Source organism: Afipia sp. GW821-FHT04G03 (assembly GCF_059419985.1).
Genome location: NZ_JBWKSV010000001.1, coordinates 1,535,476 through 1,562,209, shown reverse-complemented (window position 1 = coordinate 1,562,209; position 26,734 = coordinate 1,535,476). Strand labels below are relative to the sequence as shown.

At 60.3% G+C, this 26,734-nt stretch carries 23 protein-coding genes; 17 read left to right on the top strand and 6 right to left on the bottom strand.

Annotation, left to right across the window (positions count from 1 at the left end; translation table 11 throughout):
- Window positions 1–66: 66 nt before the first annotated feature.
- The 3 genes from AC07UB_RS07435 to AC07UB_RS07425 form a co-directional block, all read right to left on the bottom strand.
- Window positions 67–771 (bottom strand): glutathione S-transferase N-terminal domain-containing protein, encoded by a 705-nt coding sequence (locus tag AC07UB_RS07435; protein WP_494651527.1) that lies wholly within the window; start codon window positions 769–771, stop codon window positions 67–69.
- Window positions 768–2,279, bottom strand: coding sequence for a class I adenylate-forming enzyme family protein (locus AC07UB_RS07430; protein ID WP_492792586.1), 1,512 nt, complete (start codon window positions 2,277–2,279; stop codon window positions 768–770). The genes AC07UB_RS07435 and AC07UB_RS07430 overlap by 4 nt, the downstream gene beginning before the upstream one ends.
- 68 nt (window positions 2,280–2,347) lie before the next feature.
- A complete protein-coding gene (locus AC07UB_RS07425; RefSeq protein ID WP_492792587.1) occupies window positions 2,348–3,061 on the bottom strand; it encodes a glutathione S-transferase N-terminal domain-containing protein in 714 nt (237 codons plus the stop codon).
- A gap of 87 nt (window positions 3,062–3,148) precedes the next feature.
- On the opposite strand from AC07UB_RS07425, the gene AC07UB_RS07420 reads away from it, so the two are divergent.
- Together AC07UB_RS07420 and AC07UB_RS07415 are read left to right on the top strand one after the other, a co-directional pair.
- On the top strand, window positions 3,149–3,727 hold the full coding sequence (locus tag AC07UB_RS07420; RefSeq protein ID WP_494651529.1) for a winged helix DNA-binding protein: 579 nt from the start codon (window positions 3,149–3,151) through the stop codon (window positions 3,725–3,727).
- A 166-nt stretch (window positions 3,728–3,893) separates the two neighbouring features.
- The gene (locus tag AC07UB_RS07415) at window positions 3,894–6,242 is read left to right on the top strand and encodes a bifunctional salicylyl-CoA 5-hydroxylase/oxidoreductase (RefSeq protein WP_494651530.1); all 2,349 of its coding nucleotides are present in this window, start codon (window positions 3,894–3,896) and stop codon (window positions 6,240–6,242) included.
- Between the two features lie 21 nt (window positions 6,243–6,263).
- Here AC07UB_RS07415 and AC07UB_RS07410 read toward each other — a convergent pair whose 3' ends face one another.
- The 3 genes from AC07UB_RS07410 to AC07UB_RS07400 form a co-directional block, all read right to left on the bottom strand.
- Entirely contained in the window at window positions 6,264–7,061 is a 798-nt protein-coding gene (locus AC07UB_RS07410) for an IclR family transcriptional regulator domain-containing protein (protein ID WP_494652657.1), read from the bottom strand.
- Window positions 7,062–7,124: 63 nt separating this feature from the next.
- Complete coding sequence (locus AC07UB_RS07405; protein ID WP_494651532.1) at window positions 7,125–8,363, bottom strand: NAD(P)/FAD-dependent oxidoreductase; 1,239 nt, start codon at window positions 8,361–8,363, stop codon at window positions 7,125–7,127.
- Window positions 8,360–8,686, bottom strand: a complete 327-nt coding sequence (locus AC07UB_RS07400; RefSeq protein ID WP_494651533.1) for a 2Fe-2S iron-sulfur cluster-binding protein — start codon at window positions 8,684–8,686, stop codon at window positions 8,360–8,362. Before AC07UB_RS07400 ends, AC07UB_RS07405 begins: the two co-directional genes overlap by 4 nt.
- Window positions 8,687–8,925: 239 nt before the next feature.
- On the opposite strand from AC07UB_RS07400, the gene AC07UB_RS07395 reads away from it, so the two are divergent.
- From AC07UB_RS07395 to AC07UB_RS07325, 15 genes are all read left to right on the top strand, one after another.
- On the top strand, window positions 8,926–10,626 hold the full coding sequence (locus tag AC07UB_RS07395; RefSeq protein ID WP_494651534.1) for an amidohydrolase: 1,701 nt from the start codon (window positions 8,926–8,928) through the stop codon (window positions 10,624–10,626).
- A 50-nt stretch (window positions 10,627–10,676) separates the two neighbouring features.
- Entirely contained in the window at window positions 10,677–12,035 is a 1,359-nt protein-coding gene (locus AC07UB_RS07390) for an aromatic ring-hydroxylating dioxygenase subunit alpha (protein ID WP_494651536.1), read from the top strand.
- A 15-nt stretch (window positions 12,036–12,050) separates the two neighbouring features.
- A complete protein-coding gene (locus tag AC07UB_RS07385; RefSeq protein ID WP_492792594.1) occupies window positions 12,051–13,508 on the top strand; it encodes a glutamine synthetase family protein in 1,458 nt (485 codons plus the stop codon).
- A 37-nt stretch (window positions 13,509–13,545) separates the two neighbouring features.
- Window positions 13,546–14,721 (top strand): ABC transporter substrate-binding protein, encoded by a 1,176-nt coding sequence (locus AC07UB_RS07380; RefSeq protein WP_492792595.1) that lies wholly within the window; start codon window positions 13,546–13,548, stop codon window positions 14,719–14,721.
- Between the two features lie 170 nt (window positions 14,722–14,891).
- Complete coding sequence (locus AC07UB_RS07375; RefSeq protein ID WP_494651537.1) at window positions 14,892–16,523, top strand: amidohydrolase; 1,632 nt, start codon at window positions 14,892–14,894, stop codon at window positions 16,521–16,523.
- The gene (locus AC07UB_RS07370) at window positions 16,523–17,389 is read left to right on the top strand and encodes a branched-chain amino acid ABC transporter permease (protein WP_492792597.1); all 867 of its coding nucleotides are present in this window, start codon (window positions 16,523–16,525) and stop codon (window positions 17,387–17,389) included. The genes AC07UB_RS07375 and AC07UB_RS07370 overlap by 1 nt, the downstream gene beginning before the upstream one ends.
- Window position 17,390: 1 nt before the next feature.
- Entirely contained in the window at window positions 17,391–18,392 is a 1,002-nt protein-coding gene (locus AC07UB_RS07365) for a branched-chain amino acid ABC transporter permease (protein WP_492792598.1), read from the top strand.
- The gene (locus AC07UB_RS07360) at window positions 18,389–19,153 is read left to right on the top strand and encodes an ABC transporter ATP-binding protein (RefSeq protein ID WP_492792599.1); all 765 of its coding nucleotides are present in this window, start codon (window positions 18,389–18,391) and stop codon (window positions 19,151–19,153) included. Before AC07UB_RS07365 ends, AC07UB_RS07360 begins: the two co-directional genes overlap by 4 nt.
- Window positions 19,134–19,847, top strand: a complete 714-nt coding sequence (locus tag AC07UB_RS07355; RefSeq protein WP_492792600.1) for an ABC transporter ATP-binding protein — start codon at window positions 19,134–19,136, stop codon at window positions 19,845–19,847. The genes AC07UB_RS07360 and AC07UB_RS07355 overlap by 20 nt, the downstream gene beginning before the upstream one ends.
- Before the next feature lie 29 nt (window positions 19,848–19,876).
- Entirely contained in the window at window positions 19,877–20,578 is a 702-nt protein-coding gene (pcaH, locus tag AC07UB_RS07350; RefSeq protein ID WP_494651538.1) for a protocatechuate 3,4-dioxygenase subunit beta, read from the top strand.
- Window positions 20,578–21,168, top strand: coding sequence for a protocatechuate 3,4-dioxygenase subunit alpha (pcaG, locus tag AC07UB_RS07345; RefSeq protein WP_494651539.1), 591 nt, complete (start codon window positions 20,578–20,580; stop codon window positions 21,166–21,168). The genes pcaH and pcaG overlap by 1 nt, the downstream gene beginning before the upstream one ends.
- Before the next feature lie 292 nt (window positions 21,169–21,460).
- Window positions 21,461–23,074 (top strand): ABC transporter substrate-binding protein, encoded by a 1,614-nt coding sequence (locus tag AC07UB_RS07340; RefSeq protein WP_492793239.1) that lies wholly within the window; start codon window positions 21,461–21,463, stop codon window positions 23,072–23,074.
- A 21-nt stretch (window positions 23,075–23,095) separates the two neighbouring features.
- Window positions 23,096–24,109 carry an ABC transporter permease gene (locus AC07UB_RS07335; protein WP_492793238.1) on the top strand — a complete coding sequence of 338 codons (1,014 nt, stop codon included), beginning with the start codon at window positions 23,096–23,098 and terminating at the stop codon, window positions 24,107–24,109.
- Entirely contained in the window at window positions 24,106–25,005 is a 900-nt protein-coding gene (locus AC07UB_RS07330; RefSeq protein WP_492793237.1) for an ABC transporter permease, read from the top strand. The genes AC07UB_RS07335 and AC07UB_RS07330 overlap by 4 nt, the downstream gene beginning before the upstream one ends.
- A gap of 2 nt (window positions 25,006–25,007) precedes the next feature.
- On the top strand, window positions 25,008–26,720 hold the full coding sequence (locus AC07UB_RS07325) for a dipeptide ABC transporter ATP-binding protein (protein ID WP_494651540.1): 1,713 nt from the start codon (window positions 25,008–25,010) through the stop codon (window positions 26,718–26,720).
- Window positions 26,721–26,734 lie beyond the last annotated feature (14 nt).

Genomic DNA, 26,734 nt, shown 5'->3' with positions numbered 1-26,734 from the left:
TGATTTGACAAACCGAAAGCCGCTGCGGTTTGCAGAACGGTTGGAAGCTTTGGCCGCAGTTCGAGTTTATGATCGCGGCTTCGACGTGCTTCCCGCAAACAGGTGCTCTCGCGCCTCAGCGCTCAGAGAGGCAGCCGTTTCCGATCTGAATTCGGCGAGAACGGCACGCTCGCGGGCAACCGCCGGGCGCTTGTTGATCGCATCCAGCCAGCGCGCGACGTTTGGAAATTCGCTGATCGCGATGCCCTGTATCTTCCAGGCCCGAATCCACGGCCAGGTTGCGATGTCCGCAATGCTGTAGTCGTCATGTCCAAGGTAGGGGCTCTCTGCGAGCCTGCGATCGAGGACGCCGTAAAGCCGTTTGGCCTCGCTCGCAAAGCGAGCCTGTGCATAGGGCACTTCTTCTTGAGCGTAGTGCAGGAAGTGTTGCGCCTGACCCAGCATCGGCCCGAGGCTTGAGATCTGAAATTGCAGCCATTGAATCGTGCGCCAGCGGTCGCCGGCGTGAGAAGGCAGCAATTTGCCCGTCTTCTCTGCGAGATAGAGAAGGATCGCGCCCGTCTCAAACAAGGTTATCGGGCCGCTATCCGGCCCATCGTGATCGACAATCGCTGGTATTTTGTTGTTCGGACTGATCGCCAGAAAACCGGGCGCGAACTGTTCGCCTTTTCCGATGTTGACCGGAATCGCACGGAAGGGCAGGCCGGTCTCCTCAAGCATCAAGGAAACCTTGCGCCCGTTCGGCGTCAGCCATGTGTAGAGGTCGATCATTTCAATGCCGCTGCGCGTTTTGCGAGTTCGCCCTTCATGATTTTCCGGGTCGGCGTCATCGGCATTTCGTCGATCAATTCGAGCCGCTCCGGCCATTTAAGCTTTGCGACATCGCGGCTTCCGAGCCAGCTGCAAAGCTCGTCGAGACGCAAACCGGTCTTTGCGTCCTTTAAAACCACAAAGCAGCAAGCCCGCTCGCCGAGTACCGCGTCCGGAGCTGGAACGATGGCGCAGACGGCGACGGCGGGATGAAGGGCAATCAATGCCTCCACATCCGCAGGGTTGAACTTCACGCCCCCACGATTAATCACATCCTTGGTGCGGCCGGTGATCTGCAGGTTCTTCGCTTCGTCCATGCGCGCGAGATCGCCCGTCCGGAACCAGCCGTCCTGTGTGAAAGCAGCCGAAGTGGCTTCAACGTTGTTGAGATAGCCCTCGAACACCGAACGTCCGCGCACCTGAAGTTCGCCTTCGGTGTTTGGCGGGAGGGGCACGTCATCAAGGGCGACGCGGAGATCAGTGCCCGGGCTTGGGCGGCCCGCACTGGTAAAACGAACCGCCGGATGATCGCCGGGACGCGTGAATGAACCGGCCTGAAGCTCGCTCATGCCCCACAGCTGAAGCACCTCGCCGTTTCGCATCAGGGTTTGAAGCGTTTGTGCGAGTTCGGGCGGGCAAAACGAGCCGGAGATCAGAACGAACCGGAGCGATGCAAGACGCTCCGCTGAAAGCAGGCCTTCATTGAGGCAAGCCGCCATATGCGCTGGTGCAACAAACAAGCCGGTCGGCCGATATTGATCGATAGCTTCCGCAAGCTGCGCCGGTGAATATGCCGGCAGCAACGCTGTGGTCGCGCCGGCGGCGAAGGCGAGATTGAGCGAGAACAGGCCGTAAAGGTGCGTGAAGGGTGCTGCGGACAACAGGACCGAATTTTCGCTGATGCCAAGTTCGATGGCTGAAAGCGCGGCGTTGGGCAGAAACTTGTTGTAAGCGACCGGCACGCCTTTGGGGGCCGACGTCGTGCCCGAGGTGTAGAGCAGCTGGAACAGATCGGTCGCGACAGGGCGTCCGAAGTCTTTAGCGTTTGGAAGCGTCGCCGCGTCAGGGAAGGCGTGCGTGTCAGCAATAGGTTCGTCGCCAACGACGATCACATGCTGAAGCGAGGGCAGTGTCGAGCGCCGCGACAGCACGAATCCCGCAGGCGAAAAATCCTTCACCCTGCCGAGGCAGACAATTGCCTTCGCTTTGCTGTGCAAGAGCAGCGGCTCGATTTCCCCCGCGCGATACGGCATGTGGACGGTCTGAAAGATCGCGCCGACGTAGCCGGCGGCGAGGAAGGTCAGGACAAACTCGACGTCATTTGGCAGCTGCGCTGCGATGACATCGCCACGCCTCAACCCGAGATTGTTGAAGATGTTCGCAAGGGTCATTGCTCGCTGATGGAGCGTTGTGAAGTCGATCGGGCCGGAGCGTGTCAGAAGCGCCGCCGCGTGCGGCGTGTCAGTCACTCTTCTTTCGACCCAGTCGCGCAATGTCGCTTCATCAAGCGCAGGTTGCGGTGCAGGGCCCGAAGCCATCATCGTCGTCCAGGTCCGGTGTCGGAAACACGAGCGCCTTCTGCTCTCGCGAGCCCGTCAAACAGGTCGAGCATCCGTTCGCGCCAGGCTGCGACGATATCGTCGGCCTCCAGTGGATCGAACGCGCTCACGATCCGTGCCCACTGAAAAACACTGAACAGAATGTAGTCGGCGTAGGCAGGCGCATGACCAGACAAAAAGGGCTGCGAACGAAGCGTGGTGCGAGCGGGATCCAGCAGGCGCCGGAACGCCACGATTTCGGTGTCGCGGTTCTCTGCAAGCTTCTCAAGGCTTCCGCGAAAGGCCTTTTCGATTTGACCGCGCAGGTGAATCCCGTCTGCCTCGTCGACGCACGTCATCACGTCGATCATCAGAAGCGGGACGATCCGTGGCACGATCTGCCGGTCGACCCACGAATTGATAAAACGGGCAAGTCCGTGGCCGACCTCTCCACCGAACAGCGAGGGCCGGTCGGGATAGGTGGCCTCCAGATATTCGGCAATCGACCACGAATCCGAAATCACGGTGTCGCCGGCCATAAGGATAGGCACTTTCCCCTGGCCGCTGAAGGCGATGGCAGCCTTGTCGCTGACGCGAACCGGACGGGCTTCGGTATCGAGACCCTTATGAGCCACGGCAAGGCGCGTACGCCAGGAAAACTGGCTGTATCGCCGGTCGTCGCGTCCCCCGAGTTCATACAGGACCAGAGACATTTGCTTTCCCCCTGCCGTCGGCTTGCACGCTGCTTCCGGATATATTATCTCTTAATCTACAATTGAATTTCAGGGATAAAACACGCAGTGAAATCCGATGTCAAGAATGTTGCCCGGACGCTGCCCGCCGCGTCCCCGCGCGCGAAGAAGGCGCCCGCGCATCTTGCGGCGACAGATCACGAGAAGACGGTCACGGAATTCGAGCAGGCGCTGATCTGCGCGGCTGAATCCTTTTACAGGTTCGCTGGCGCGCTGCTCGGACCGGAGGCGCGCGAGCACAATCTGTCGGGTCAGGACTGTGTTATTCTCCAGCAGCTTATCGTTACGGGGAGTCCGCGCCGTATCGGTGACTTGTTGCGTTTCGCCAACCGTGACGACGTGTCCAATGTGCAGTATTCGCTGCGCAAGCTGATCAAGGCTGGTCTGGTGAAGCAAATCAAGGGTGCGCGGCACCGCGACATGACCTACGCAGCCACGCCGCTTGGCGCGCGCGTTTCGGCGCGGTTGGTGTCGCAGCGCCGCGATCTTCTGATGAAGCCGACAAAGGATATTGCCGATCTCGACCGGCAGATGCGCGCGCTTACCCTTTCCCTCGGGTTGCTGACGGGCGTCTACGACCACGGAACGCGCGTGCTTGTGGGGCGTAATCCTACCGACGAAACCTGATCTTGCTTCGCTACAATGAGCCGCTCGGTCTCCGAGGCCCTTCGCGCTGAGGGCAAACTGGTGTTCCCGATGGAATCCGAGAGCTGTATGGCAGCCGGGCCTTGTCGTCAAAATATTTTAGGTTTAAAATAATAGTAGGATCGGTCGAAGGTTGGTCGGAGGTTCTATGAAAATCGCGATTATCGGCGGCGGCCCGGCGGGCCTTTACAGTGCGATCCTGCTGAAAAAACAGCGGCCTGCGGCAGAGATTACGGTCTATGAGCGCAACCGGGCCGACGACACGTTCGGCTTTGGCGTGGTGTTCTCCGATGCAACGCTCGATAACTTCGAGAAATACGATCCGCCAAGCTATCGCCGGATCACTCAGGAGTTCGCGTACTGGGACGATATCGCCGTTCACTTCAAGGGGACGGTTCGCCGGGTCGGTGGCAACGGATTTTGCGGTTGCTCCCGCCGCACGCTTCTTCTGATCCTGCAGGAGCGGGCGCGCGAACTCGGCGTCACCCTTCTGTTCGAAACCGAAATCGAGAGTGATGTGAATTTTTCCGGCGCCGATCTGATCGTCATCGCCGATGGCATCAACAGCCGGCTCCGCGAGAAATACAAGGATCACTTTGAGCCGGAAATCGATCTTCGCTCGAACAAGTTTACCTGGATGGGTTCGACAAAGCCGCTCGATGCTTTCACCTTCATTTTCCAGGAAACGGAATGGGGGCCGTTCATCGCTCATGCCTATCAGTATGAGGCCGGCCGCTCTGCGTGGATATTCGAGACAGATCCCGAAACGTTCGGGCGGGCAGGCCTCGAAGGTTTGAGCGAAGAACAGTCCGCAAAACGCATGGAGCAGATTTTCGGCTCCTTCCTCGACGGTCACCCCATTCTGATCAACCGTTCACAGTGGCGAAATTTTCCGATGATCCGCAGCAAGCGCTGGATCAAGGACAACATGGTGCTGCTCGGCGACGCCAAGGCGACGGCGCATTTCTCGATTGGGTCGGGAACCAAGCTGGCGATGGAAGACGCCATTGCCCTTGCCGACGCCATGAAAGGCGAGAAGACCGTGGCTGCTGCCTTGCAGCAGTATGAAGTCGGCCGTCGCGAAGAGGTGGAGCGAACCCAGCACGCCGCCGACGTCTCGCTGGTCTGGTTCGAGCATGTCGATCGCTTCTGGGATTTCGACCCGGTCCAGTTCGCATTCGGCGTCATGACGCGGTCGAAGGCAATCACTTACGATAACCTCGCGCTGCGCGCCCCTGAGTTCGTCGCGGAAGCGGACCGCGTTTTCGCGCAGCAGGTTCGCGCCAAGGGTTTCGATGTCAATGCCGAGAAGCCGGTCGCGCCGATGTTTCAGCCATTCCGTCTCCGCGAGATGGAGGTCGCGAACCGCCTCGTGCTGTCGCCGATGTGCATGTACTCGGCAAAGGAAGGCGTGCCGGGTGATTTTCATCTGGTTCACTATGGGTCGCGCGCGATAGGCGGCGCGGGTCTGCTGTTCACTGAAATGACGTGTGTCGGGCGTGATGCGCGGATCACGCACGGCTGCGCCGGGCTCTGGAACGATGAGCAGGAGACCGCCTGGCGGCGTATCGTCGATTTCGTTCACGGAAATTCGGCTGCAAAGATATGTCTGCAACTCGGTCACGCGGGCCGCAAGGGCGCGACGAAACTGATGTGGGAGGGAATCGACCGGCCGCTCGAGGACGGGGGCTGGGAGGTGTTTTCGGCGTCGCCCTTGCCGTATTTTCCGGACAGTCAGGTGCCCCGCGAACTGGACCGCGCGGCCATGACGCGTATCAAGGATGAGTTCGTGCAGGCCGTACAGCGCGGTGATCGCTGTGGTTTCGATATGGCCGAACTGCATTGCGCCCACGGGTATTTGCTCGCGAGTTTCATCTCGCCGTTGACCAACCGGCGCACCGACGAATATGGCGGGCCGCTTGCGAACCGGCTTCGTTTTCCGCTCGAGGTTTTTGAAGCGATGCGCGCGGCGTGGCCGGCTCATAAGCCGATGTCGGTGCGCATATCGGCGACCGACTGGGCCGAAGGCGGCATCACAGGCGACGACGCGGTGGCGATCGCGCGGGCGTTCGGCGAAGCCGGCGTCGATCTCGTTGACGTATCCACGGGACAGACTGTGCATGAAGCCCAGCCGGTCTACGGGCGAATGTTCCAGACTCCGTTCTCCGAGCAGGTTCGCAACGAAGCCAAGGTTGCGACCATGTGCGTCGGTAACATCACCACGGCGGATCAGGTGAACACCATTCTCGCCGCCGGGCGCGCCGACTTTGTCGCGCTGGGCAGGCCGCATCTCGTCGATCCCGGATTCTCGATGAAGGCTGCCGCCTGGTATGGCGCCGATATGTATTGTCCGCCGCAATACGAGCCCGGCAAGGAACAGATTTTCCGGAACTCGGTGCGCGATCGTCAGGACCTTGACGATCTCAAGATCAAGGCAAAGCCGAGAACGCGTGGAGAACTGAAAGCCGACAAGGATAAGTCGCTCGCGGCCGAATAGTGCGGATAGTTGGGCGCGCGGCTAGACGAGGAGGGGTTTCGCGGCCGCCGCCATATCCTTGAGGAGCGGAAGGAAACGGTCGATCATTTCACCGGTGGTGATGCGATCGACATGCGCGCCAATATTGGCCGCCGCCACAACCGCGCCGTCGTAACGATGGATAGGGACCGAGATCGAACGGAAACCCGGCTCGGCTTCGCGGTCCACCAGCGAATAGCCTTTGTTGCGGTCCGATATGATGGTCGCGATGACGATGGATTTGTCTGTCACGGTTTCGGGCGTCTGCGCTACGAGCGTCATCGACCCGATCGCCGCCGTCAGTTCGTCGTTCGACAGACGACCCAGCAAGACGCGGCCTACTGACGTGCAATAGGACGGAAGCCGATAGCCGATGTCGATGCCGGCGGAAAAAACCCGCGCTGGACTTGCCCTCGCGACGAAAACGGCTTCCTGCCCGTCCAGGATCGCCAGCGAGCAGACCTCCTTTGCCTTCGTGGAGATGTCGTCCATCAGCGGCTGCATGACGGAGACGATCTGATTGGACGCGAGATAGGCCGAGGCCAGCGCCAGCACGCGCGGCGTCAGCGAGAAAAGCCGCTCGTCGCCGGCGACGAAACCGGACTTCTGAAGGGTCATCAGGATTCTGCGCGCCGTGGCGCGGGGCAGGCTGGTCGCCTTCGCAATATCGCTCAGTGTCATCGGTCGGCGATCGATGCCAAACGACTGCAGCACACGAAGGCCGCGATCGAGGCTTTCGATAAATTCGCCTCCGTCGCGTCGGGCTTCTTCTTCCTCTGCCGTGCGGTTCATTCGGGGCATGCGGGGACGAACGTTCTTTCCGGTCATGAATCGATCCGGCAGACGAGACCACAATTTACCGGATTATGCACCACCGGCATTCGTTGCTTTCATCAGCGTTTTGAAATCGAACGAGAGGTCGGCGGCCTGTTCCGGCGAGGGGGAAGCGCCACTTCCTATCAGGCGCCGAGCGGCCATTTGATCGCCGGCACGGTTGACGCTGTCGACCGCGCACAGCTTGTCCTGTTTGTAGTAGAAGATCGAGAACTGCCCGTCTTCCAGCGATCCGCGGATGGCGTGCCGGTCGAAATTCCGGGAGATGCCCACCGTCTGGAGTTTCGCTTCATACTGGTCGGACCAGAAGCGCGGCACGCTGTCGTAGGGTCCGGTTTTACCCGCGATAGCGAGACCGGCGGACTTGGCCTGATCCTGGGCATTTTGGACAGATTCCAGACGAAGCCAATCCTGCGCATGGACATTGTAGTGATTGGCGCAGTCGCCAGCCGCGTAGATGCCGGAGTCGTCCGTCATGCCGTGTTCATCGACCACGATGCCGTTGGTGCAGTTCAGCTGCGCGCCGCGGGCGAGTTGATCGTTCGGCAAGCCGCCGATCCCGACGAGGACGAGATCCGCGCGCAAGCGTGCGCCGCCTTGCGTCCTTACGAACGCGGCGCGGCCACCCTGGCCTTCGATTTCAGCCAAGGCCTCGTTGAGGCGCACGTCGACGCCGTGCCTTTTGTGCAGATCGAGCAGGAATTGCGAGACGACCGGCGAGACCGCGCGTTCGAGCAGCCGCGATGCGCTCTCGATGACGGTTACTTTTTTCCCGAGCTTGCTGGCGGACGCCGCGACCTCGAGGCCGATGAAACCGCCGCCGATCACCACGATTTCCGCGGCATCCGCCAAACGTGCCTTGAGGTCGATCGCGTCCCGGATCGATCTCAGATAGCAGACGCCGTCGAGGTTTGCGCCGGGCAGCGTCAGGCGCCGTGCGTGCGATCCGGTGCCGATAAACAGTTTGTCGAAATCCAGTTTCGTGTCGCCGTCGAGCACGAGTTGACGGGCACGCCGGTCGATGGCGTTCACGCGTGTTTCGAGCATCAGTTCGATCTGCTTCAGCTTGAAGAACGCGTCGTCCCTGAGGATGAGATGTTCCTGCGTCGTCTTGTCGAGCAGGAAATCTTTGGACAGAGGCGGCCGCTGGTACGGCAGCAAATGTTCGTCGGCGACAACGGTGATGCGCTCCGCGTATCCGGCATCGCGCGCGGATAAAGCCGCCTGAATGCCGGCATACGACGCGCCGACGACAACGAGTCCGTTCACGACTGCGCCTCCGGAATGTGGACGGTGAGGGATGTCATCGAAGGAGGAAGCTTCAATTGGCAGCTCAGCCGGCTGTTTGGTTTGCGGATGGCTGCGACCGACCCGAGAAGCTCAAGTTCTTGCGGCTGCGGCGAGGCCAGAAGACCGGAATGGCTTTCTTCTACGTAGACGTGGCAGGTCGCGCAATCGAGGCAACCGCCGCATTCCGCATCGATGCCCGAAATGCCGTTGCGGATGGCGGCCAGCATCACGCTTGTCTCTTTGTCGACGATCTCCACGACATTCTCGGCACCGTCGGGCTGAACGAAAGTAAGGCGTGCCATCGGGACAAGTCCATTTCAGTTATTAAAACGAACATATGGTCGGTGATCGAACAAATCAATCAGAAACGACGGGACGCCTGTCTTGACATCAAGGTGCTCAACACGGCTTTTTCGCATTTGCAGCATAAATAGGCGATTGGAGCACTCAAATTGCGCTTGCGGGAATTTAAGTTTGGAGTCAGTCTAGCATAATTCGCACAAATGTTCGATCAACGAACAGTATGTATGGGGAAGCAGAAATGCGGGCAGCGGCGGGTTTCTCTTTGATTGGAATTCTCGGCAGTCTGGTTGCCGCTCAGATCGCGGTTGCGCAGCAGCCCGATCCGAACTCTCCTGAGCTTGTCTTGGTCAATGGAAAAGTCCTGACGATGGACGGCCGATCAACCGTGACTGAAGCGGTCGCTGTTCGTGACGGCAAGATTCTCGCTGTCGGCAACAACGCGACGATCAGGCCGCTGGCCGGGCCGCAAACGCGCGTGATGGATCTCGCTGGCAAGGCGGTCGTTCCTGGACTGATCGACACCCACGCCCATTTCAAGGCCGCCGGCCTTGGAGACTATGTCGTCAATCTCGGCCGGGCAAAAAACGTCGCCGAGGCGCTTGAGGCGATCAAGACGTTCGTGGCGAAGAAAAAACCCGGCGAGTGGATCGTCACCGGTGGTTGGCATCCGCCGTCCCAGCTTGCGGAAAAAAGATATTTGACCCGGCAGGAAATCGACAGCGTGTCTCCGGACAACCCTGTCTACCTGCGCACCGTCGGCCACTTCTCAATGGCCAACAGCATCGCGTTGCAAAAGGCCGGAATAGACAAGACCACGCCAAATCCGAGCGGGGGATCGTTCGAGAAGGACGCGGCAGGTGAATTGACCGGCGTTCTCGTTGAGACTGCGATTCCGCTGGTCGAAGATCTTGTGCCTCCCTTTTCCGAGGACGACGAGATTCGCCAGTACACTCTGGCAGAGAAGGCCCTGAACAGTTTTGGAATCACGAGTGCTGTCGAAGGCGCGACCAGTCCGCGCGATCTGCGCACGCTTGAGAAGATCGTGCTTTCCGGAAACGCCACGCTGCGTGTCGGCGCCATGTTTCGTCCCGAGCCGCCGGCCGAAATGTCGGCGTGGGAAGCGATCATGAGCGGCAACGGAGCGGCGTCTGGCTTCGGGGACGATTGGCTGAGATTCGGCGGCATCAAGATTTTCTACGATGGCGGCATGACCCTCAAGACGGCGTTGACGCGCGACGTCTATCCTGAGTCCCATGACCACTATCATGGTATTGCCCAGCAGACGCCGGAGCGGCTCAAGCAACTGGTGTCGATCGCCAACAAGTTCAACTGGCGCGTTGGCGTCCATGTTGTCGGAGATCTGGGTATCGATCATGCGCTGGACGCGTTCGAAGCCGCCGACAAGGAAAAGTCGATCAAGGACCAGCGGTTTGTCCTGATCCACGCCAGCCTGATCCGGCCTGAACAGATGGAGCGTGCACGCAAGCTGGGCGTTCGCATCGACTTCCAGAACGTGTTCATGTGGGACAAGGCCGCAACCGTCGAGCGCTTCCTCGGAAAAGCGACCGCAGATCGTGCGTTGCCGACCAGGACGCTGATCGACAAGATGGGCATGGACAATCTCGGCGCGGGGACCGACTTCCCGGTCAATCCCATCAATCCGTTCCTCAATATGTATATCATGGTCACGCGGAAGGACCCGGCCGGCAAGGTGTATGGTGCGTCGGAAGCCATCAGCCGGGAGCAGGCGCTGCGGCTCTATACGAGTTCGGCGTCGCATTACATGTTCGATGAAGGGCGGAAGGGCACGCTTGAACCCGGAAAGCTCGCCGACCTTGCGGTTCTGTCGGCGGACCCGATGACCGTGCCGGACGAGCAGATCAAGGACATCAAGGCCGACATGACGATGGTTGGCGGCAAGATCGTGTTTCAGCGCTGAGTTGCGTAACGTCGGGCAACTCGTACCAGAATTAAAGGGAGACTCTCGCCATGATGAGCCAGGAGCAGAACGATCTGATCACCTGTACGGGCCCGGCCGCCCCCGCAGGAAAACTGATGCGGATGTATTGGCAGCCCGCGGCCCTGGTTGACGAACTCGAAGGCCCAAGGCCGATCAGGGCGGTCAAGTTGCTCGGGGAAAACTTCGTGCTGTTCCGCGACGAGCAGGGCCGTTACGGGCTGATGGATCGCGATTGCCCGCATCGTGGCGCCGACCTCGCGTTCGGCCGGCTCGAAAACGGCGGACTGCGTTGCGCTTTTCACGGCTGGCTGTTCGACGTTCAAGGCAACTGCCTCGAGACGCCGGCCGAACCGGTCGGGTCATCGCTGTGCAAGAACATCAAGCAGCGTGCTTATCCCGTGGTCGAGAAGGGCGGCATCCTGTGGGCCTATCTGGGCGAGGGCGAGCCGCCCGCATTCCCCGAAATCGACTGCTTTGTTGCACCCGATGCCTACACCTTCGCGTTCAAGGGTCTGATCGACTGCAACTGGCTTCAGGCGCTTGAAGTCGGCATCGATCCGGCGCACGCATCGTTCCTGCACCGGTTCTTCGAGGATGAAGATCTAGAGAAATCCTACGGCAAGCAATTCCGCGGCGCGTCTGCGGGCAGCGACATGCCGATGACAAAAATCCTGCGCGAATACGACCGTCCGATCATCAACGTCGAGAAGACCGAGTACGGCCTTCGTCTGGTCGCGTTGCGCCAGATCGACGACGAGTGCACCCATGTGCGCGTCACCAATCAATTGTTTCCGCAGGGTTTCGTTATTCCCATGAGCCAGGAAATGACGATCACCCAATGGCATGTCCCGGTCGACGACACCCATTGCTATTGGTATGCGATTTTCACCAGTTACTCGACGCCGGTCGACAAGAAGAAAATGCGCGAGCAACGTCTGGAATTGTACGAGTTGCCCGACTACAAGTCGCGGCGCAACAAGACCAACGATTACGGTTTCGATCCGCACGAGCAGGCCACCGAGACCTATACCGGCATGGGACTGGACATCAACGTGCACGACCAGTGGGCCGTGGAGTCGATGGGGCCGATCCAGAACCGCACCCGCGAACATCTCGGGCAGTCGGACAAGGCAATCATTCAGTATCGCCGGCTGTTGCGGCAGGAAATCGAAAAGGTCGCTGCAGGCGGCAAGCCGCTACTGTTTCTCGATGAGGCGCATGCGCGCAGTATTCAGGGGCCAGCGACGATGGACGGCATCGGCCCGACGCGCGGCTGGGAAACCTACTGGATGGAGGTCGACGTCAAGCGGCGGAGGGGCGCGCCGTGGGCCGCGCCCGTTCCGGCCGAAATCGCCGCAAAGGTGCCGCACCTGTCCGCGGCCGAGTAAGGTCTGGCCGCGCAAATGTCAGGGAAAGCAACGTCGTTGAGCTTTGTCGCACGACACCGCCTCTGGTCCGCAGAGCAGCAGGAGGCAGCTGTCCGCCTTCGGCGGATCGTCGAGGAAAAAGGTATTGAGACAATCCGGCTGTCGTTTCCGGACCAGCACGGAATCCTGCGCGGCAAGACGCTGATCGCAAGCGAGGCGTTGCGCACGCTTGAAAGCGGCTGCTCGATCACGACCACGATGCTCGCGAAAGATACGTCGCATCGCACCGTGTTCCCGGTGTTCACCGCCGGCGGCGGGTTCGGGATGACGGAAATGCAGGGCGCCGCCGACGTCCTGATGATCCCCGATCCGACAACCTTTCGCGTTCTGCCCTGGGCACCCGCGACGGGCTGGATCCTGTGTGACCTTCACTTTGCCGATGGCCGCCCGGTGCCGTTCGCGACGCGCGGTCTCTACAAGTCGGTGCTGAACACGCTGTCTCAGCGCGGCTATGATTTCGTGGCTGGTCTTGAAGTCGAATTTCACGTCTTCAAGGTGGATGATCCGCGAATGGCGCCGACGGATGCCGGGCAGCCGGGAGAGCCGCCTGCCGTGAGCCTGCTCTCGCACGGCTACCAGTACCTCACCGAGCAGCGTTACGATCAGATGGAGCCGGTGCTCGAACTGATCCGGCGCGATGTCGTGGCGCTAGGATTGCCGCTGCGGTCGATCGAGGTCGAATTCGGCCCCAGCCAGTGCGAATTTACCTTCGCGCCGACGGTCGGACTCGATCCAGCCGACACGATGGTTCTGTTTCGCAGCGCGGTGAAACAGATCTGCCACCGCCATGGCTATCACGCCACCTTCATGTGCCGCCCGCGCATTCCCAATGTCGTGTCGTCGGGCTGGCATTTGCATCAGTCGCTGGTCTCCCGCGCCGATGGCCGGAATGCTTTCATGTCCGACACCGACGGGGAATTCCTGTCGGATTTCGGCAAGGGCTATCTCGGCGGGCTGCTCGAACATGCGCGTGCGGCGACGGTGTTCACAACGCCGACGATCAACGGTTACAAGCGCTACCGGTCCTATTCGTTAGCACCCGACCGTGCGATCTGGGCGCGGGACAATCGTGGTGTCATGATACGCGTGCTGGGCGGCCCCAAAGACCCGGCCACCCGGCTCGAGAACCGCGTCGGCGAGCCTGCCGCCAACCCGTATCTTTATATGGCGTCGCAAATCCTGTCGGGGCTGGACGGTGTGGACCGCTCCATTGACCCGGGCCCCTCAGCCGATACACCTTATGAAACCAAGGCCAGCCTGCTGCCGAAATCGCTGCGAGAGGCTGTCTTTGCGTTGAATGATGATCCATTCTTCAGGACCGCAATGGGCGCGGAATTGGTAGACTATTACGTGCACATCAAGAATGCCGAGATCGAGCGCTTCCAGGCCGAAGTCACCGAGTGGGAGCAGCGAGAATATTTCGAGATGTTTTGATAAACAAAAGCAAAGAAACCGGAGCAGGGGACTAAACATGAAAAAGGCAGTGAAATACGCGTTTACGCTGGCGGTTGCTGGATTGATGTCAGGGGCGGCCTATGCCGACGTGATCAAGGTCGGCGTCATCGGCACCATGTCCGGGCCGTATGCGTTGTTCGGTCAGAACTTCAAGGCGGGCATCGATGCCTGGGTGGCGGAGCACGGCTCCAAGGTCGCGGGGCACGACGTCGAATTCATCTACCGCGATGAAGAATCGCCGAACCCGGCAAAGTCCAAGGCGCTTGCCCAGGAACTTCTGGTCAAGGACAAGGTGCAGTATATCGCCGGCCTCTATTTCACACCGAACGCCATGGCGGTCGCGCCCCTGCTTGAAGAAGCGAAGACGCCCATGATCGTCTTCAATGCTGCGACGTCGTCCATCGTGGAGAAGAGCCCGTATATCGTTCGCACGTCGTTTACGATGTGGCAGAACACCGTTCCCGCCGCCAAGGTTGCGAAAGCGAAGGGTGCGAAGAAGGTCGCCATCGCCGTCAGCGATTACGGTCCGGGCGTCGATGCGGAGGCGGCTTTCAAAAAGACCTTTGAGGCAGAAGGCGGCGCGATTGTCGAAGCGATCCGTATGCCCCTCAACACCACCGATTTCAGCCCGATCATGCAGCGTATCAAAAGCTCTGGCGCAGATACGATCTTCACGTTCTTGCCCGCCGGTCCGCCGACGCTTGGTTTTGTGAAAGGCTATATCGACAACGGTTTGAAGGCAGGTGGTGTCAAGCTGATCTCGCTCGGCGACGTGTTGACCGAACCCGATCTGCCGAATATCGGCGAGAACGGCCTCGGCCTGCTGTCCACCTACCACTATGCGGTGTCGCACGACTCGCCCGAGAACAAGGCGTTCCTCGCACTGCTCGCGAAGGTCGGCACCAAGCTCGATGACGTGACTATGACCTCGGTGGCTGCCTATGACGGCGCGCGCGTGATCTACAAGATGATCGAGGCCACCAAGGGTCAGCGCGATCCTGAGAAAGCCGTTGCCGCGGTCAAGGGGATGAAGTGGGTCAGCCCGCGTGGGCCTGTGTCCATCGATCCGACGACGCGTCACATCACACAGAACATTTATTTGCGTGAAGTTGCAAAGAAGGACGGAAAATTGATCAACAAGGAGCTTCAGACATTCGAAGCTCAGCCCGATTGGGCGCTGGTCAAGAACTGATTCAGGCCGTCACACAGGATTGGCGCGAGTCTCTCGCGTCAATCCTTCAAGCATGATCCCGAAAGCCGAGATCGGCTTTCGGCAATGATCGTGCCCAAACAAAAAACGAACACGAGTTGATTCAGGAGACCTGCATCGGCTCCAGCCAGAATGAGCGGATTGACCGAGCGATGTCACACGGCCTGGATTCTCTGCGAGTCGTCAACGCGCGGATCTATCGATCTGCCGACGATGTCTGGCCGGCGAACGCTCTTGTGACCCGTGGGGGCGTCATCCATTGGGTTGGCGATAAGGATGATGCGCCCGTTGCCGCGCGCACGATCGACATGCAGGGCGCCACGATCATTCCCGGCCTGACGGATGCCCATGTGCATCTGTTTGCGATCGCCCACGAACGGCAGCAGATTCATCTCGGTAATCAGGGCGTCCGCACCGTTTCGGATGTTTTACGCCAGTTGTCAGCGGCGGCATTGGCAACGCCACCAGGACAATGGATCAGAGCCGTCGGTTTTGACGAGAACAATCTCGCCGAGCACCGTTATCCGACGCGGGACGAAGTCGACGCCGTTGCGCCCGATCACCCCGTGATCATTCGCCGGTTTTGCGGGCACACAGCGATCCTCAACAGCGCGGCATTGCAACTACTGAGAGTCGGCGACGGTGTATCGGACCCGGCGGGCGGGTCGTTCGGCCGCGATGCGGCCGGCCGGCTGGATGGCAGCGCCAAGGAAAGCGCGGCGGAGGTCATATTCCGGGCGATCCCGCACATCGACCGCGTCGCGATGGTCAGGTCGTTGCGCGATACAATCGATGACAGCATCCGGATGGGCCTGACCGCCGCCGTCGAGGCCGCGGTTGGATTCACCAGCGGTTTCGACGAAGAATTTTCGGTATGGAATTTGCTACGTCAGGATTTGGCGTTTTCTCCGATGCGCCTCGGGTTCATGTATCAGCTCGATCCGAAAGACGCTGCGGTCCGCGGTCTCACCCCGGGCCGCGATCCTGACTGGCAGGCGATGACGTTGAAATTTTTTGCCGATGGCATTGTCGGTGCGCGCACGGCGGCGGTTACCGCGCCGTTTGCCGATACGAAATCGCAGGGCTTCTTCATGCGCGACGAGGACGACCTTGAGCGCGTGATCGTCGAGGCGCATCTCGGCGGCTGGCAGACTGCGACGCATTGCGTGGGCGACCGCGCGTCTGCACGCGTCATCGCGGCATTCGAAAAAGCGGAAAAGGCGTTGCCGGGACAAAAGCCGCGTCACCGCATTGAGCACTATTTCTGTCCGCCCGCCGGTGGCCTCGCGCGCATGAAGGCGCTCGACGCTCTCGTGGTCACGCAGCCGAGTTTTCTCACGCGAATGCGGCGATCGATTCTCGAGGCATTCGGCCCGGACGCCCATACAAAATATCCCGCGCGGTCCGTGATCGACGCCGGCGTGACTTATGTCGGAAGCTCCGACGCGCCGACCGGGCACGTCTCGCCATGGGTCGGGATGGCGAATGCGGTAGACCGCGGGGCGTCGCTGGGGACACCGATCGGTGCTAGCGAAGCGTTGACCCGCCGCCAGGCCGTCGGGAGTTACGTGCATGGCGGTGCTTTCGCGATGAAACAGGAGGACTGGCGCGGCACGCTTGCTCCCGGAATGGCCGCGGACTTTGTCGCTGTTGACCACGATCCCTTTGAGGAATCCACCGATCTCGCCGCGACGAAAGTCCTGATGACGGTGCTGCGGGGCGTCGTGCGTCATGATCTGCTCTCGGCAGGCCATGCCGTCGCGATGCAGGCGGAGGTTCACTGATGCTGACGGCGCTGAGCATTGTGGTGGACGCGTTTGCCTACGGCATGGTGCTGTTCACGATTTCCATCGGCCTGTCGATCATGATGGGATTGATGCGTGTCGTGAACCTCGCTCACGGCGCGTTCGCCATGATCGGCGGTTATCTCGCGTCCTATGCATTGAAGACGATGGGCGTCAGCTATCCGATTGCCATTGCGGTCGCTGTCATTGGTACGATTATCATCTCGATCCCGTTCGAGGTTCTTCTCTACCGGCGTATCTACCGAAAATCCGATCCTTTGCTTCAGGTGCTGCTCACCATCGGGATCACCTTCGTCATCATCGGGTTGTCGAACTTCGTCCTCGGGCCGACATCGAAGCCGATACCTCTGCCGGCGGCGCTGAGCGGTCCGTTCGATATCGGATTCCGCATGATCGCGACGCATCGGTTGCTGGTGATCGCGTGCGGACTTGTGACGGCGTTGCTGCTGTGGTTGCTGATCGACAAGACCGAATTCGGCGTGCGGATGCGCGCCGCGGTCGATAACGGCGACATGGCGGAGTCGCTCGGCATTCGCACGCAGTGGATCTACTCGGCGACCTTCGCGCTCGCGGTCGGTCTGGCGGCGTTCGGTGGCGTGCTCGGTGCGGAAATGCTGCCGATCGAGCCGTTCTATGCGCTTCGCTATATGGTGACATTTCTGGTCGTCGTGTCGGTGGGCGGCGCGGGATCGATTCTCGGTGCGCTTTCGGCGTCGCTGTTTCTGGGGCTAGCGGATACGACCGGAAAATATCTCGCGCCAGAGTATGGCGAGTTCTTTTTCTATCTCGCTGTGATCCTGACCGTGTTCCTGTTTCCACGCGGTCTTCTCGGGCGGGCGCACTGACATGACCGAACAGATCATCAAATCCGACGTCCCGCGGCAGGGAATTCCGTTCCAGGCGGAAGCCTATGGACTGTTGACGGTCGCGGTCGTGGGAGCGATTGGCTATTTCGCATTTCCTGACGATCTTGCGTTTCTGACGCGCCTCATCAGCATCACGTTCCTTGTTCTGTCGCTCGATCTGGTCACGGGCTATTGCGGCGTCGCCACGCTGGGCCACGCTGCACTCTTCGGCGTCAGCGCTTATGCCGTGGGAAATGCCTGCATCGCCGGGGTCACAAACCCGCTGATGCTGTTGGCGATCGGGGCTTTTACCGGCACCTGCATGGGTCTCATTTCCGGTGCGCTCATCACGCGCTTTCAGGGATTGCCACAACTCGTTCTTTCCATCGCCATCGGCCAACTCGTCAGTTCGCTCGCGAACAAGCTGGCGTCGTGGACCGGCGGCAGCGACGGCTTGTCCGGGATAACGCCCGCGCCGATATTCGGGGTGTTCTCGTTCGATATGTACAGCCGCACATCATACGTCTTTTCGCTGGTGACGCTCGCGATCGTCATGACGCTGTTGCTGCGTTTCGTTCGGTCGCCGTTCGGCTTGTTATGCCGCGGCATCAAGGACGACAGCCTGCGTGCGCTGATGATCGGCGCGTCGGCCTATCCAAGACTTGTGATCATGTACGGCGTGTCGGGTGTGGTCGCGGGGCTTGGTGGTGCGCTGATGGCGATCAATACGGGTGTGGTGGGACTGGATAGCGTGAGCTTTGAGCGATCCGCCGAAGTGCTGGTCATGCTGGTGCTGGGTGGCGCGGGAAATCTGTGGGGTGCATTGGCCGGCGCGGTGATTTTCCAGATCTTCGAGCACATCGTCTCGGCCGCAAATCCGTTCCACTGGATGACGCTGGTTGGCTTGCTTCTGATCGTCATTGTTATTTTTGCCCCGCGGGGCCTTGGACATGGCGTCGTCACGCTCTGGGATGCGCTCTCGCGGCGGAGGTCACGCCGATGAGCCCGCTGCTCGAGTTGCGGAATCTTTCCAGGTCTTTCGGCGGACTCCACGTCAATCGCGACGTGTCGTTCAGCCTCGGCAAAGGCGACCGCGTGGCGCTGATCGGTCCGAACGGTGCGGGCAAGACCACGCTTGTCAACGTTATCTCCGGCGATCTCGCTCCATCGGATGGCCAAATTCTGTTCGAGGGAGAAGATCTGACGGCGGTTTCGATCCCGGGACGTGTCCGCAAGGGACTGGCGCGGACGTTTCAGATCACGCGGCTGTTCACCAGTCTGACCGTGGCGGAGAATGTCGCGCTTGCGGTCATGCAGCGTAAAGGCATCACGCGCCGCTTCTTTTCACCGGGGACCTTCGTGCCCGAGGTGCGCGAAGAGTGGATGCATATCCTCGGCATGCTGGGGATTGCGCATCTCTATCATTTTCCCGTCTCGGAACTTGCCTATGGGCAGCAGCGCTTGCTCGATCTTGCGATCGGCCTCGCGCTGACGCCGAAAGTTCTGCTGCTCGACGAGCCGGCCGCCGGCGTTCCGCACGATGAAGCACCGAAGATTCTGGAGGCGATCAATCGCCTGCCGTCCGACATCGCAGTTCTCATGATCGATCACGACATGGACCTCGTTTTCAGGTTCGCCAAGCGCGTGCTCGTGCTGGCGAACGGTCGCCTGATCTTTGAGGGCAGTCCGGCGGACGTCACGAAAGACGATGAAGTGCGCCGCGCCTATCTGGGGAGTTACGCCGATGCCAGCCGCACGGCTTGAAGTGCAGCATTTGAGCGCGGGCTATGGCCCGACGCAGATCGTCTCGGAGATGTCGTTCGACGTTCCGGCTGGCGGGCGTCTCGCGATTCTCGGGCGCAACGGGGTCGGGAAAACGACACTTCTTGCGACGCTGATGGGGCTTTCGACGCAGCATCATGGATGCATTCTCGCCGATGGGGAGGACATCAGCGGATTACGGACATCGGTGCGCGCGTTGCGCGGGATGGGATACGTGCCGCAGACCCGCGATATTTTCCGGTCTTTGACTGTCGAAGAGAATCTCTCAACCGGTCTCAAGCAGCGGGAACGCAGCGCGATCTCAGAGATGTACGACATGTTTCCGCGGCTGGCGGAGCGGCGGCGTCATTTCGGGATGCAATTGTCGGGAGGCGAGCAGCAAATGCTTGCGATGGCGCGGACCCTCCTGGGCAAGCCGTCGATCCTGCTGTTGGATGAACCGCTTGAGGGCCTCGCACCGGTGATCTGCGACCAGTTGATGGAAACGATTTCCCTGCTTGCCACCAGCGGCGATATGACCATTGTTTTGGTCGAACAGCAGATCGAGCGCGCGCTGAATTTCGCGGACCGCGTTATGGTGGTTGAACGCGGGCGCGCGGTCTGGGAAGGGCTATCCGAGGAGTTGAAGTCCGACCGGCCTCTGGTAAACAAGCTGCTTGGTGTGGGAATCCACTGATCGAGCGCTGCGATGCGGGAGGACAACCGATGACTTTGATCTATCCGCGCGAGAGCAATCTCGCGCACGCGCCGCGGCTGTCGCCTGACTACAAGAGCACGGTCAAGCGTTCGCCGACCAAGCCGCTGGTGATCGTCCCGCATACGCTGTCGGAGTTGACCGGGCCGGTGTACGGCCATGAGACCGTGCGCGAGAACGACAACGATCTCACGATCCAGCACGCCGGAGAGCCGCTCGGCGAGCGCATCATCGTTCATGGTCATGTGCGCGATGAAGATGGCCGCGGCGTCCCCAACACGCTGCTGGAAGTCTGGCAGGCCAATGCCTGTGGGCGTTACATCCACGCTGTGGACCAGCATCCGGCGCCGATCGATCCGAACTTCACAGGCGCTGGCCGCGCGCAGACCGATGCAGAAGGTTACTACAGGTTCGTCACCATCAAGCCGGGCGCGTATCCGTGGGGCAATCATCATAACGCATGGCGACCGGCCCATATCCATTTCTCGGTGTTTGGCCATTCGTTCATCTCGCGCATCGTGACGCAGATGTATTTTCCCGGCGATCCGCTGTTCGCCTACGATCCGATTTTCAATTCGGTGACCGACGAGAACGCACGCATGCGGATGGTGTCGAGCTTCGACCTCGAAAACACCAAGCCCGACTGGGCGCTGTGCTATCGCTTCGACATCGTCTTGCGCGGACGCAACGCCACACCGCTGGATAACGACTGATGAGCAAGATTACTCCGTCGCAGACCGTCGGCCCGTATTTCAAGTATGGTCTGACACCGGGCGACGACTACCAATGGAATGACGCGTTCAGTAGCGATCTGGTGACCTCGGATGTATCTGGCGAGCGTATCCGGATTGACGGTCGGGTGCTGGATGGCGACGGCAAGGCGATGCCGGATGCCATGCTCGAGATCTGGCAGGCCGATGCGCAGGGACGCTTTGCCGATCCGCAGGATGCGCGGGCCGTGCCGAATACGGCGTTCAGAGGTTTCGGCCGTTGCGGCACGGACACCGACGGCGGCTTTACGTTTCAGACCATCCGGCCCGGCTCGGTGCCTGGACCCGGCGGGAAGCCGCAGGCGCCCCATGTTCTTCTGGCGGTGTTTGCGCGCGGCATGACCCAGCAGGCGCTCACGCGGATCTATTTCGGGGATCAGGATGCTGCCAATGCGGCGGATCCGATCCTGGCGCTGGTGCCGGCGGATCGCCGCGCCACACTGGTTGCGACGCGCGAGCCGGGCGAGCCTGTGACTTACCGCTTCGACGTCCATCTCCAGGGCGACAGGGAAACGGTGTTCTTCGACCTGTGAGGTTTTCGCCCGATCTTCGGCGAAAGGTAACACGCCGCTTTCGCTGATCGCGTTTGTGCGCCGGCGACGTGTGGGTGAGATTTAAGCATCGAAAAATACAGCATAAAAATTATGCAAATGCCTGTCTTTGTATGCAATGGACGCGCGAGCCACGCATGTCGGCATGCGTCTGAAATGCATCGGAAAGGCTCGAGACTTCAGGTAGTTATTCATATTTTTAATGATCCCTTAGGGTTTGGCACGATGCTTGCGATGCCTTCTCCAACGAAGTCTGAACGCGTTGGAGAGCATCATGAAGCGTCGCGATTTTTTGAAAACTGTCACCGGGGCCGCGGCAGGTGCGGCGATACCGGGGCCGGCGATCTGGTCGGCCGCCAAGGCTGACGCCCGTTCCGAAACGCTGCTGATCGTTTCGGAAAGCGGTCCGAACAATCTCGACATTCATGGCGTCGGCACCAACGTCCCGGGCTACGAGGTGTCGTGGAATTGTTACGACCGTCTCATTACCCATGAGATGAAAACCGGCGCCAACGGCGTGCCGTATTACGACCGCGACAAATTCAAACCCGAACTCGCCGAAGACATGAGCGTCGGTGACATGTCGACGACATTCAAGCTGAAGAGGAAGGCGACTTTCCACGACGGTACGCCGGTGACGGCGAAGGACGTGAAATGGTCGCTGGATCGCGCCGTCAGTGTCGGCGGCTTTCCCACCTTCCAGATGGCCGCCGGCTCGCTGACCAAGCCGGAACAGTTCGTCGTGGTCGATGACCACACCGTGCGTGTGGATTTCGCCAAGAAGGATCGCCTGACGATACCCGATCTCGGGGTGATCGTACCCTGCGTCGTCAACTCCGAGCTGGTCAAGAAAAGTGCCACCGAAAAGGATCCGTGGGGTCTCGAATATACCAAGCAGAACACGGCGGGCTCTGGCGCCTATCAGGTCAAGAGCTGGACCGCTGGCACTGAAGTCGTGATGGAGCGCAACGACAATTGGGTCGGCGGCCCGATGCCGAAGATCAAGCGCGTGATCTGGCGCATGGTGCCGCAATCCGGCAATCGGCGCGCGCTGCTGGAGCGGGGCGACGCCGACATCTCCTATGATCTGCCGAACAAGGACTTCGTTGAACTGAAGGACTCCGGCAAGCTTAACATTGTTTCGACGCCTTACTCCAACGGAGTCCAGTACATCGGAATGAACGTCAAGAATCCGCCGTTCGACAACCCCAAGGTGCGTCAGGCAGTGGCTTACGCGCTGCCGTACCAGAAGATCATGGATGCGGTGCTGTTCGGCCTCGCCAAGCCGATGTTCGGCGGTAACGGCGCGACCGAAGTAGCATGGCCGCAGCCGCACAAGTTCAACACCGACATTGCGAAAGCCAAGGCGCTGCTCGCCGAGGCCGGTTATCCCAACGGGTTCGAGACGACGCTGTCGTTCGATCTCGGCTTCGCCGGCGTCAACGAGCCTCTTTGCATTCTTGTGCAGGAGAGCCTCGGACAGATCGGCATCAAGACAACCATCAATAAAATCCCCGGGGCCAACTGGCGCACCGAACTGAACAAAAAGGTTCTGCCGCTTTACACCAACGTGTTTTCGGGCTGGCTCGACTATCCCGAATATTTCTTCATCTGGTGTTACAGCGGAAAGAATTCCGTCTTCAACACGATGAGCTATCAGTCTGCGGAGATGGATGGCTTCATCGACGGGTCAGTGACTGCCGCTGCGATAGGCGACAAGCCGACCTACGACAAGGACGTGAAGGGCTTCGTCGATCTCGCCTACGCCGACATTCCGCGCATTCCGCTGTTCCAGCCTTACGTCAACGTCGCGATGCAGAAAAACGTCTCGGGCTATCAGTACTGGTTCCACCGCCGTCTCGACTATCGCGCGCTTGTGAAAGCGTAACGGCAGGGGCGGGAGCGTTTCATGCTCGGCATGATCGGCAAAAGACTGGCGTTCGCGATCCCGAGTTTGATCGGGGTCGTGATCGTTACGTTTCTTCTGACGCGCGCGCTGCCGGGCGATCCGGCTGCATATTTCGCCGGGCCTGCGGCGACCAAGGATGCCGTCGAGCAGATCCGCAAGAAGCTCGGGTTAGACAAGCCACTGATCGAGCAATTCGTGCGCTACACCGTGGATCTGTCGAAAGGCGACTTCGGCAATTCGCTCACCACCGGGCAGCCGGTGGCGACTGAAATCCGCAATCGTCTGCCTGCGTCGGCGGAACTGACGCTGATCGGATTGCTGATCGCGGTGGCGATCGCGATACCGCTCGGCATCCTTGCCGCGACCCGGCCGGGCTCGTGGATCGATCATCTGTGTCGAGTGCTGACGACCGCCGGCGTCTCGCTGCCGGTGTTCTTTACCGGGCTGGTGCTCGTTTATGTGTTCTACTTCAAGCTCGGCTGGTCACCGGCCCCGCTCGGGCGGCTCGACGTGTTCGCCAGTGCGCCGCCGAGTGTCACGGGTTTCTATCTGATCGACAGCCTGATCGCGCGGAATTTTGAGACCTTCCGCTCGGCATTCAACCAGCTCATTCTGCCCGCACTGACGCTGGCGATCTTCTCGCTGGCGCCGATCGCGCGCATGACGCGAGCCTCGATGCTGGCGGTGCTGGCATCCGACTTCGTCCGCACCGCGCGCGCCAGTGGATTATCGCCGGGGAAGGTGATCGTCACCTATGCGTTCCGGAACGCAATGCTTCCCGTCATCACCACGCTCAGCATGGTATTCTCGTTCCTGCTCGGCGCGAACGTGCTGGTGGAAAAGGTATTCGCCTGGCCGGGCATCGGCTCCTACGCAGTCGAGGCGCTGATCTCTTCAGATTTCGCACCCGTGCAAGGCTTCGTGCTGACCATGGCGGTGATGTACGTACTGCTTAATCTGGTCATCGACATTCTTTATGGCGTTATCGACCCGCGCGTGAGGCTGGAAGGATGAGCACTATCGCACCTGTTGCCGAAGCTGTGCCGGTGCCTCAAGCCTCCGGATTTAAGGCGACGCTTCTGCATGCGCGCTACATTCTTGGCGAAAATCTCGTCACGGCGTTTGCATTTGGATTGCTGGTTCTCATCATTTTCCTGGCAATCTTTGGACCCTGGGTCGTTCCTTATGACCCGCTCGCCAGCAATACCGCGCAGGCGCTGAAGCCGCCGTCGGCGGCGCATTGGTTCGGCACGGACCAGCTCGGTCGCGATATTCTGAGTCGTGTCGTGGTCGCGACCCGGCTGGATTTCTTTATTGCCGCGGCGTCGGTGGTGCTGGTGTTCTTCATGGGCGGCATTGCCGGCATCGCGGCAGGTTATTTCGGCGGCTGGACCGACCGCATCGTCGGACGCATTGCCGACACCATCATGGCATTCCCGCTGTTCGTGCTGGCGATGGGCATCGTTGCGGCGCTCGGCAATACCGTGCAGAACATCATCATCGCCACAGCCATCGTGAATTTCCCGCTTTACGTGCGTGTCGCGCGCGCCGAGGCCAATGTCCGCCGCGATGCGGGCTTCGTGCAGGCCGCGCGCCTGTCCGGCAACGGGGAGTATCGCATTCTGCTCGGGCACATCCTGCCGAACATCATGCCGATCATGATCGTGCAGATGTCGCTGACCATGGGGTACGCCATCCTTAATGCCGCCGGACTGTCGTTCATCGGTCTCGGCGTGCGGCCGCCGACGGCAGAGTGGGGTATCATGGTCGCGGAAGGTGCGACCTTTATGGTGTCGGGTGAATGGTGGATCGCGTTCTTCCCGGGGCTGGCACTGATGATCGCGGTGTTTTGCTTTAATCTGCTCGGCGACGGTCTGCGCGACATTGTCGATCCGCAGCGGAGGACGTAACGATGACCGCAACTCCACTGCTGGACGTCAGAAATCTTACCGTAGAATTCGCCACCCGACGCGGCATCGTGCGCGCGATCCAGCATGTCAATGTCAGCGTGGCGAAAGGCGAAACGCTGGGTATCGTCGGCGAATCCGGTTCCGGGAAGTCCGTAACATCCTATGCGGTGATGCGGATTCTCGATCGCGCCGGCAAGATCGCCGACGGATCGATCATGTTCTCCGGTATCGATGTCCAAAACGCATCCGAGAACGCGATGCGCGACCTGCGAGGTCGTGAAATCTCGATGATCTTCCAGAATCCACGCGCCGCGCTCAACCCGATCCGTAAGGTTGGCGACCAGATCGAGGATGTGCTGCGCCAGCATGTACAATCGACATCGAACGACCGCGGCGAAAAGGCAATCGAGGCGCTGGAGCAGGTGAGGATCGCCCGCCCGCGTGAGCGCTATCATGCTTATCCTTTTGAGCTGTCCGGGGGCATGTGCCAGCGCGTCGTCATTGCGCTGGCGCTTGCGTGTAATCCGCAACTCTTGATTGCCGACGAGCCGACCACGGGTCTGGATGTCACCACGCAGAAGGCGGTGATGGACCTGATCGTGGAGCTGACCAAAAGCCGCGGCATGTCCACCATTCTCATCACCCACGATCTCGGCCTCGCGGCGGCTTATTGTGACCGCGTCGTGGTGATGGAGAAGGGAAATGTTGTCGAGACGGCGCTTTCAAAAGATATCTTCGCCAACCCCGAACATCCCTATACGCGTAAGCTGATGCGCGCGACGCCGAGACTCGGAGTCTCGTTGCGAGACCTGCTGTCGGACGAGGACAGGGCAGCTTTGCCTGCGTCCCTCTCCATCGCTCCGGCTGTACAGGCAGAGACGCCGCTTCTTGTCGTCGAAAAACTGATCAAGGAATATCCGCGCCAGGGTGCATCAAAAACGCTGGCGGCACTGTTCGGGCGCAAGCCTCCGGTGGAGCCTGAGCAGTTCCGCGCGGTCGATGGCATCAGCTTCTCGGTGGCGCGGGGGGAAAGTGTCGGGCTTGTCGGCGAGTCGGGGTGCGGGAAATCCACCACATCGATGATGGTGATGCGGTTGCTGGGGCAGACTTCGGGCCGCATCGTGTTCGACGGCGAGGACATTGGCGAGATCGCTCCGAACGCTTTCGCGCGGCTGCCGCTGCGCAAGCGAATCCAGATGGTGTTTCAGGACCCGACCGACAGCCTCAATCCCCGATTTACGGCAGCGCGCGCTGTCGCCGATCCGATCATGCAGCTTGGCGATATCAAGGGAAGTGCTGCGTTGCGCGCGCGATGCGAAGAACTGGCGAAGCAGGTCGGCTTGCCGTTGTCGCTGTTGGATCGTTTCCCGCATCAGATGTCCGGCGGCCAGAAAGCACGTGTGGGCATTGCGCGGGCGATTGCGCTGAAACCCGACCTCATCATTCTCGACGAGCCGACTGCGGCGCTCGATGTCTCGGTGCAGGCGGTGGTGCTGAATTTGCTGCAGGATCTCAAGCAGTCGATGGGAATGAGCTATCTGTTTGTGTCACACGATTTGAATGTGGTGCGGCTTTTGTGCGATCGCGTCATTGTGATGCGAAGCGGACGAATCGTCGAACAGGGCGAAACGAAAAAGGTGCTGGATGCGCCGCAGGATGCCTACACCCGCGAATTGTTGTCGGCGATCCCGCATCCACCGCTTACCGCGCATTGAGACCGAGTTATCGC

Excerpts from the sequence above, each read along its gene's own strand:
- AC07UB_RS07325 (WP_494651540.1), top strand. The coding sequence starts at position 25,008 with ATGACCGCAACTCCACTGCTGGACGTCAGAAATCTTACCGTAGAATTC.
- pcaG (WP_494651539.1), top strand. The coding sequence starts at position 20,578 with ATGAGCAAGATTACTCCGTCGCAGACCGTCGGCCCGTATTTCAAGTAT.
- pcaH (WP_494651538.1), top strand. The coding sequence starts at position 19,877 with ATGACTTTGATCTATCCGCGCGAGAGCAATCTCGCGCACGCGCCGCGG.
- AC07UB_RS07425 (WP_492792587.1), bottom strand. The coding sequence starts at position 3,061 with ATGTCTCTGGTCCTGTATGAACTCGGGGGACGCGACGACCGGCGATAC.
- AC07UB_RS07395 (WP_494651534.1), top strand. The coding sequence starts at position 8,926 with ATGCGGGCAGCGGCGGGTTTCTCTTTGATTGGAATTCTCGGCAGTCTG.
- AC07UB_RS07435 (WP_494651527.1), bottom strand. The coding sequence starts at position 771 with ATGATCGACCTCTACACATGGCTGACGCCGAACGGGCGCAAGGTTTCC.
- AC07UB_RS07410 (WP_494652657.1), bottom strand. The coding sequence starts at position 7,061 with ATGCCCCGAATGAACCGCACGGCAGAGGAAGAAGAAGCCCGACGCGAC.
- AC07UB_RS07375 (WP_494651537.1), top strand. The coding sequence starts at position 14,892 with ATGTCACACGGCCTGGATTCTCTGCGAGTCGTCAACGCGCGGATCTAT.
- AC07UB_RS07385 (WP_492792594.1), top strand. The coding sequence starts at position 12,051 with ATGTCAGGGAAAGCAACGTCGTTGAGCTTTGTCGCACGACACCGCCTC.
- AC07UB_RS07365 (WP_492792598.1), top strand. The coding sequence starts at position 17,391 with ATGACCGAACAGATCATCAAATCCGACGTCCCGCGGCAGGGAATTCCG.
- AC07UB_RS07335 (WP_492793238.1), top strand. The coding sequence starts at position 23,096 with ATGCTCGGCATGATCGGCAAAAGACTGGCGTTCGCGATCCCGAGTTTG.
- AC07UB_RS07360 (WP_492792599.1), top strand. The coding sequence starts at position 18,389 with ATGAGCCCGCTGCTCGAGTTGCGGAATCTTTCCAGGTCTTTCGGCGGA.
- AC07UB_RS07340 (WP_492793239.1), top strand. The coding sequence starts at position 21,461 with ATGAAGCGTCGCGATTTTTTGAAAACTGTCACCGGGGCCGCGGCAGGT.
- AC07UB_RS07370 (WP_492792597.1), top strand. The coding sequence starts at position 16,523 with ATGCTGACGGCGCTGAGCATTGTGGTGGACGCGTTTGCCTACGGCATG.
- AC07UB_RS07400 (WP_494651533.1), bottom strand. The coding sequence starts at position 8,686 with ATGGCACGCCTTACTTTCGTTCAGCCCGACGGTGCCGAGAATGTCGTG.
- AC07UB_RS07380 (WP_492792595.1), top strand. The coding sequence starts at position 13,546 with ATGAAAAAGGCAGTGAAATACGCGTTTACGCTGGCGGTTGCTGGATTG.
- AC07UB_RS07415 (WP_494651530.1), top strand. The coding sequence starts at position 3,894 with ATGAAAATCGCGATTATCGGCGGCGGCCCGGCGGGCCTTTACAGTGCG.
- AC07UB_RS07355 (WP_492792600.1), top strand. The coding sequence starts at position 19,134 with ATGCCAGCCGCACGGCTTGAAGTGCAGCATTTGAGCGCGGGCTATGGC.
- AC07UB_RS07390 (WP_494651536.1), top strand. The coding sequence starts at position 10,677 with ATGATGAGCCAGGAGCAGAACGATCTGATCACCTGTACGGGCCCGGCC.
- AC07UB_RS07330 (WP_492793237.1), top strand. The coding sequence starts at position 24,106 with ATGAGCACTATCGCACCTGTTGCCGAAGCTGTGCCGGTGCCTCAAGCC.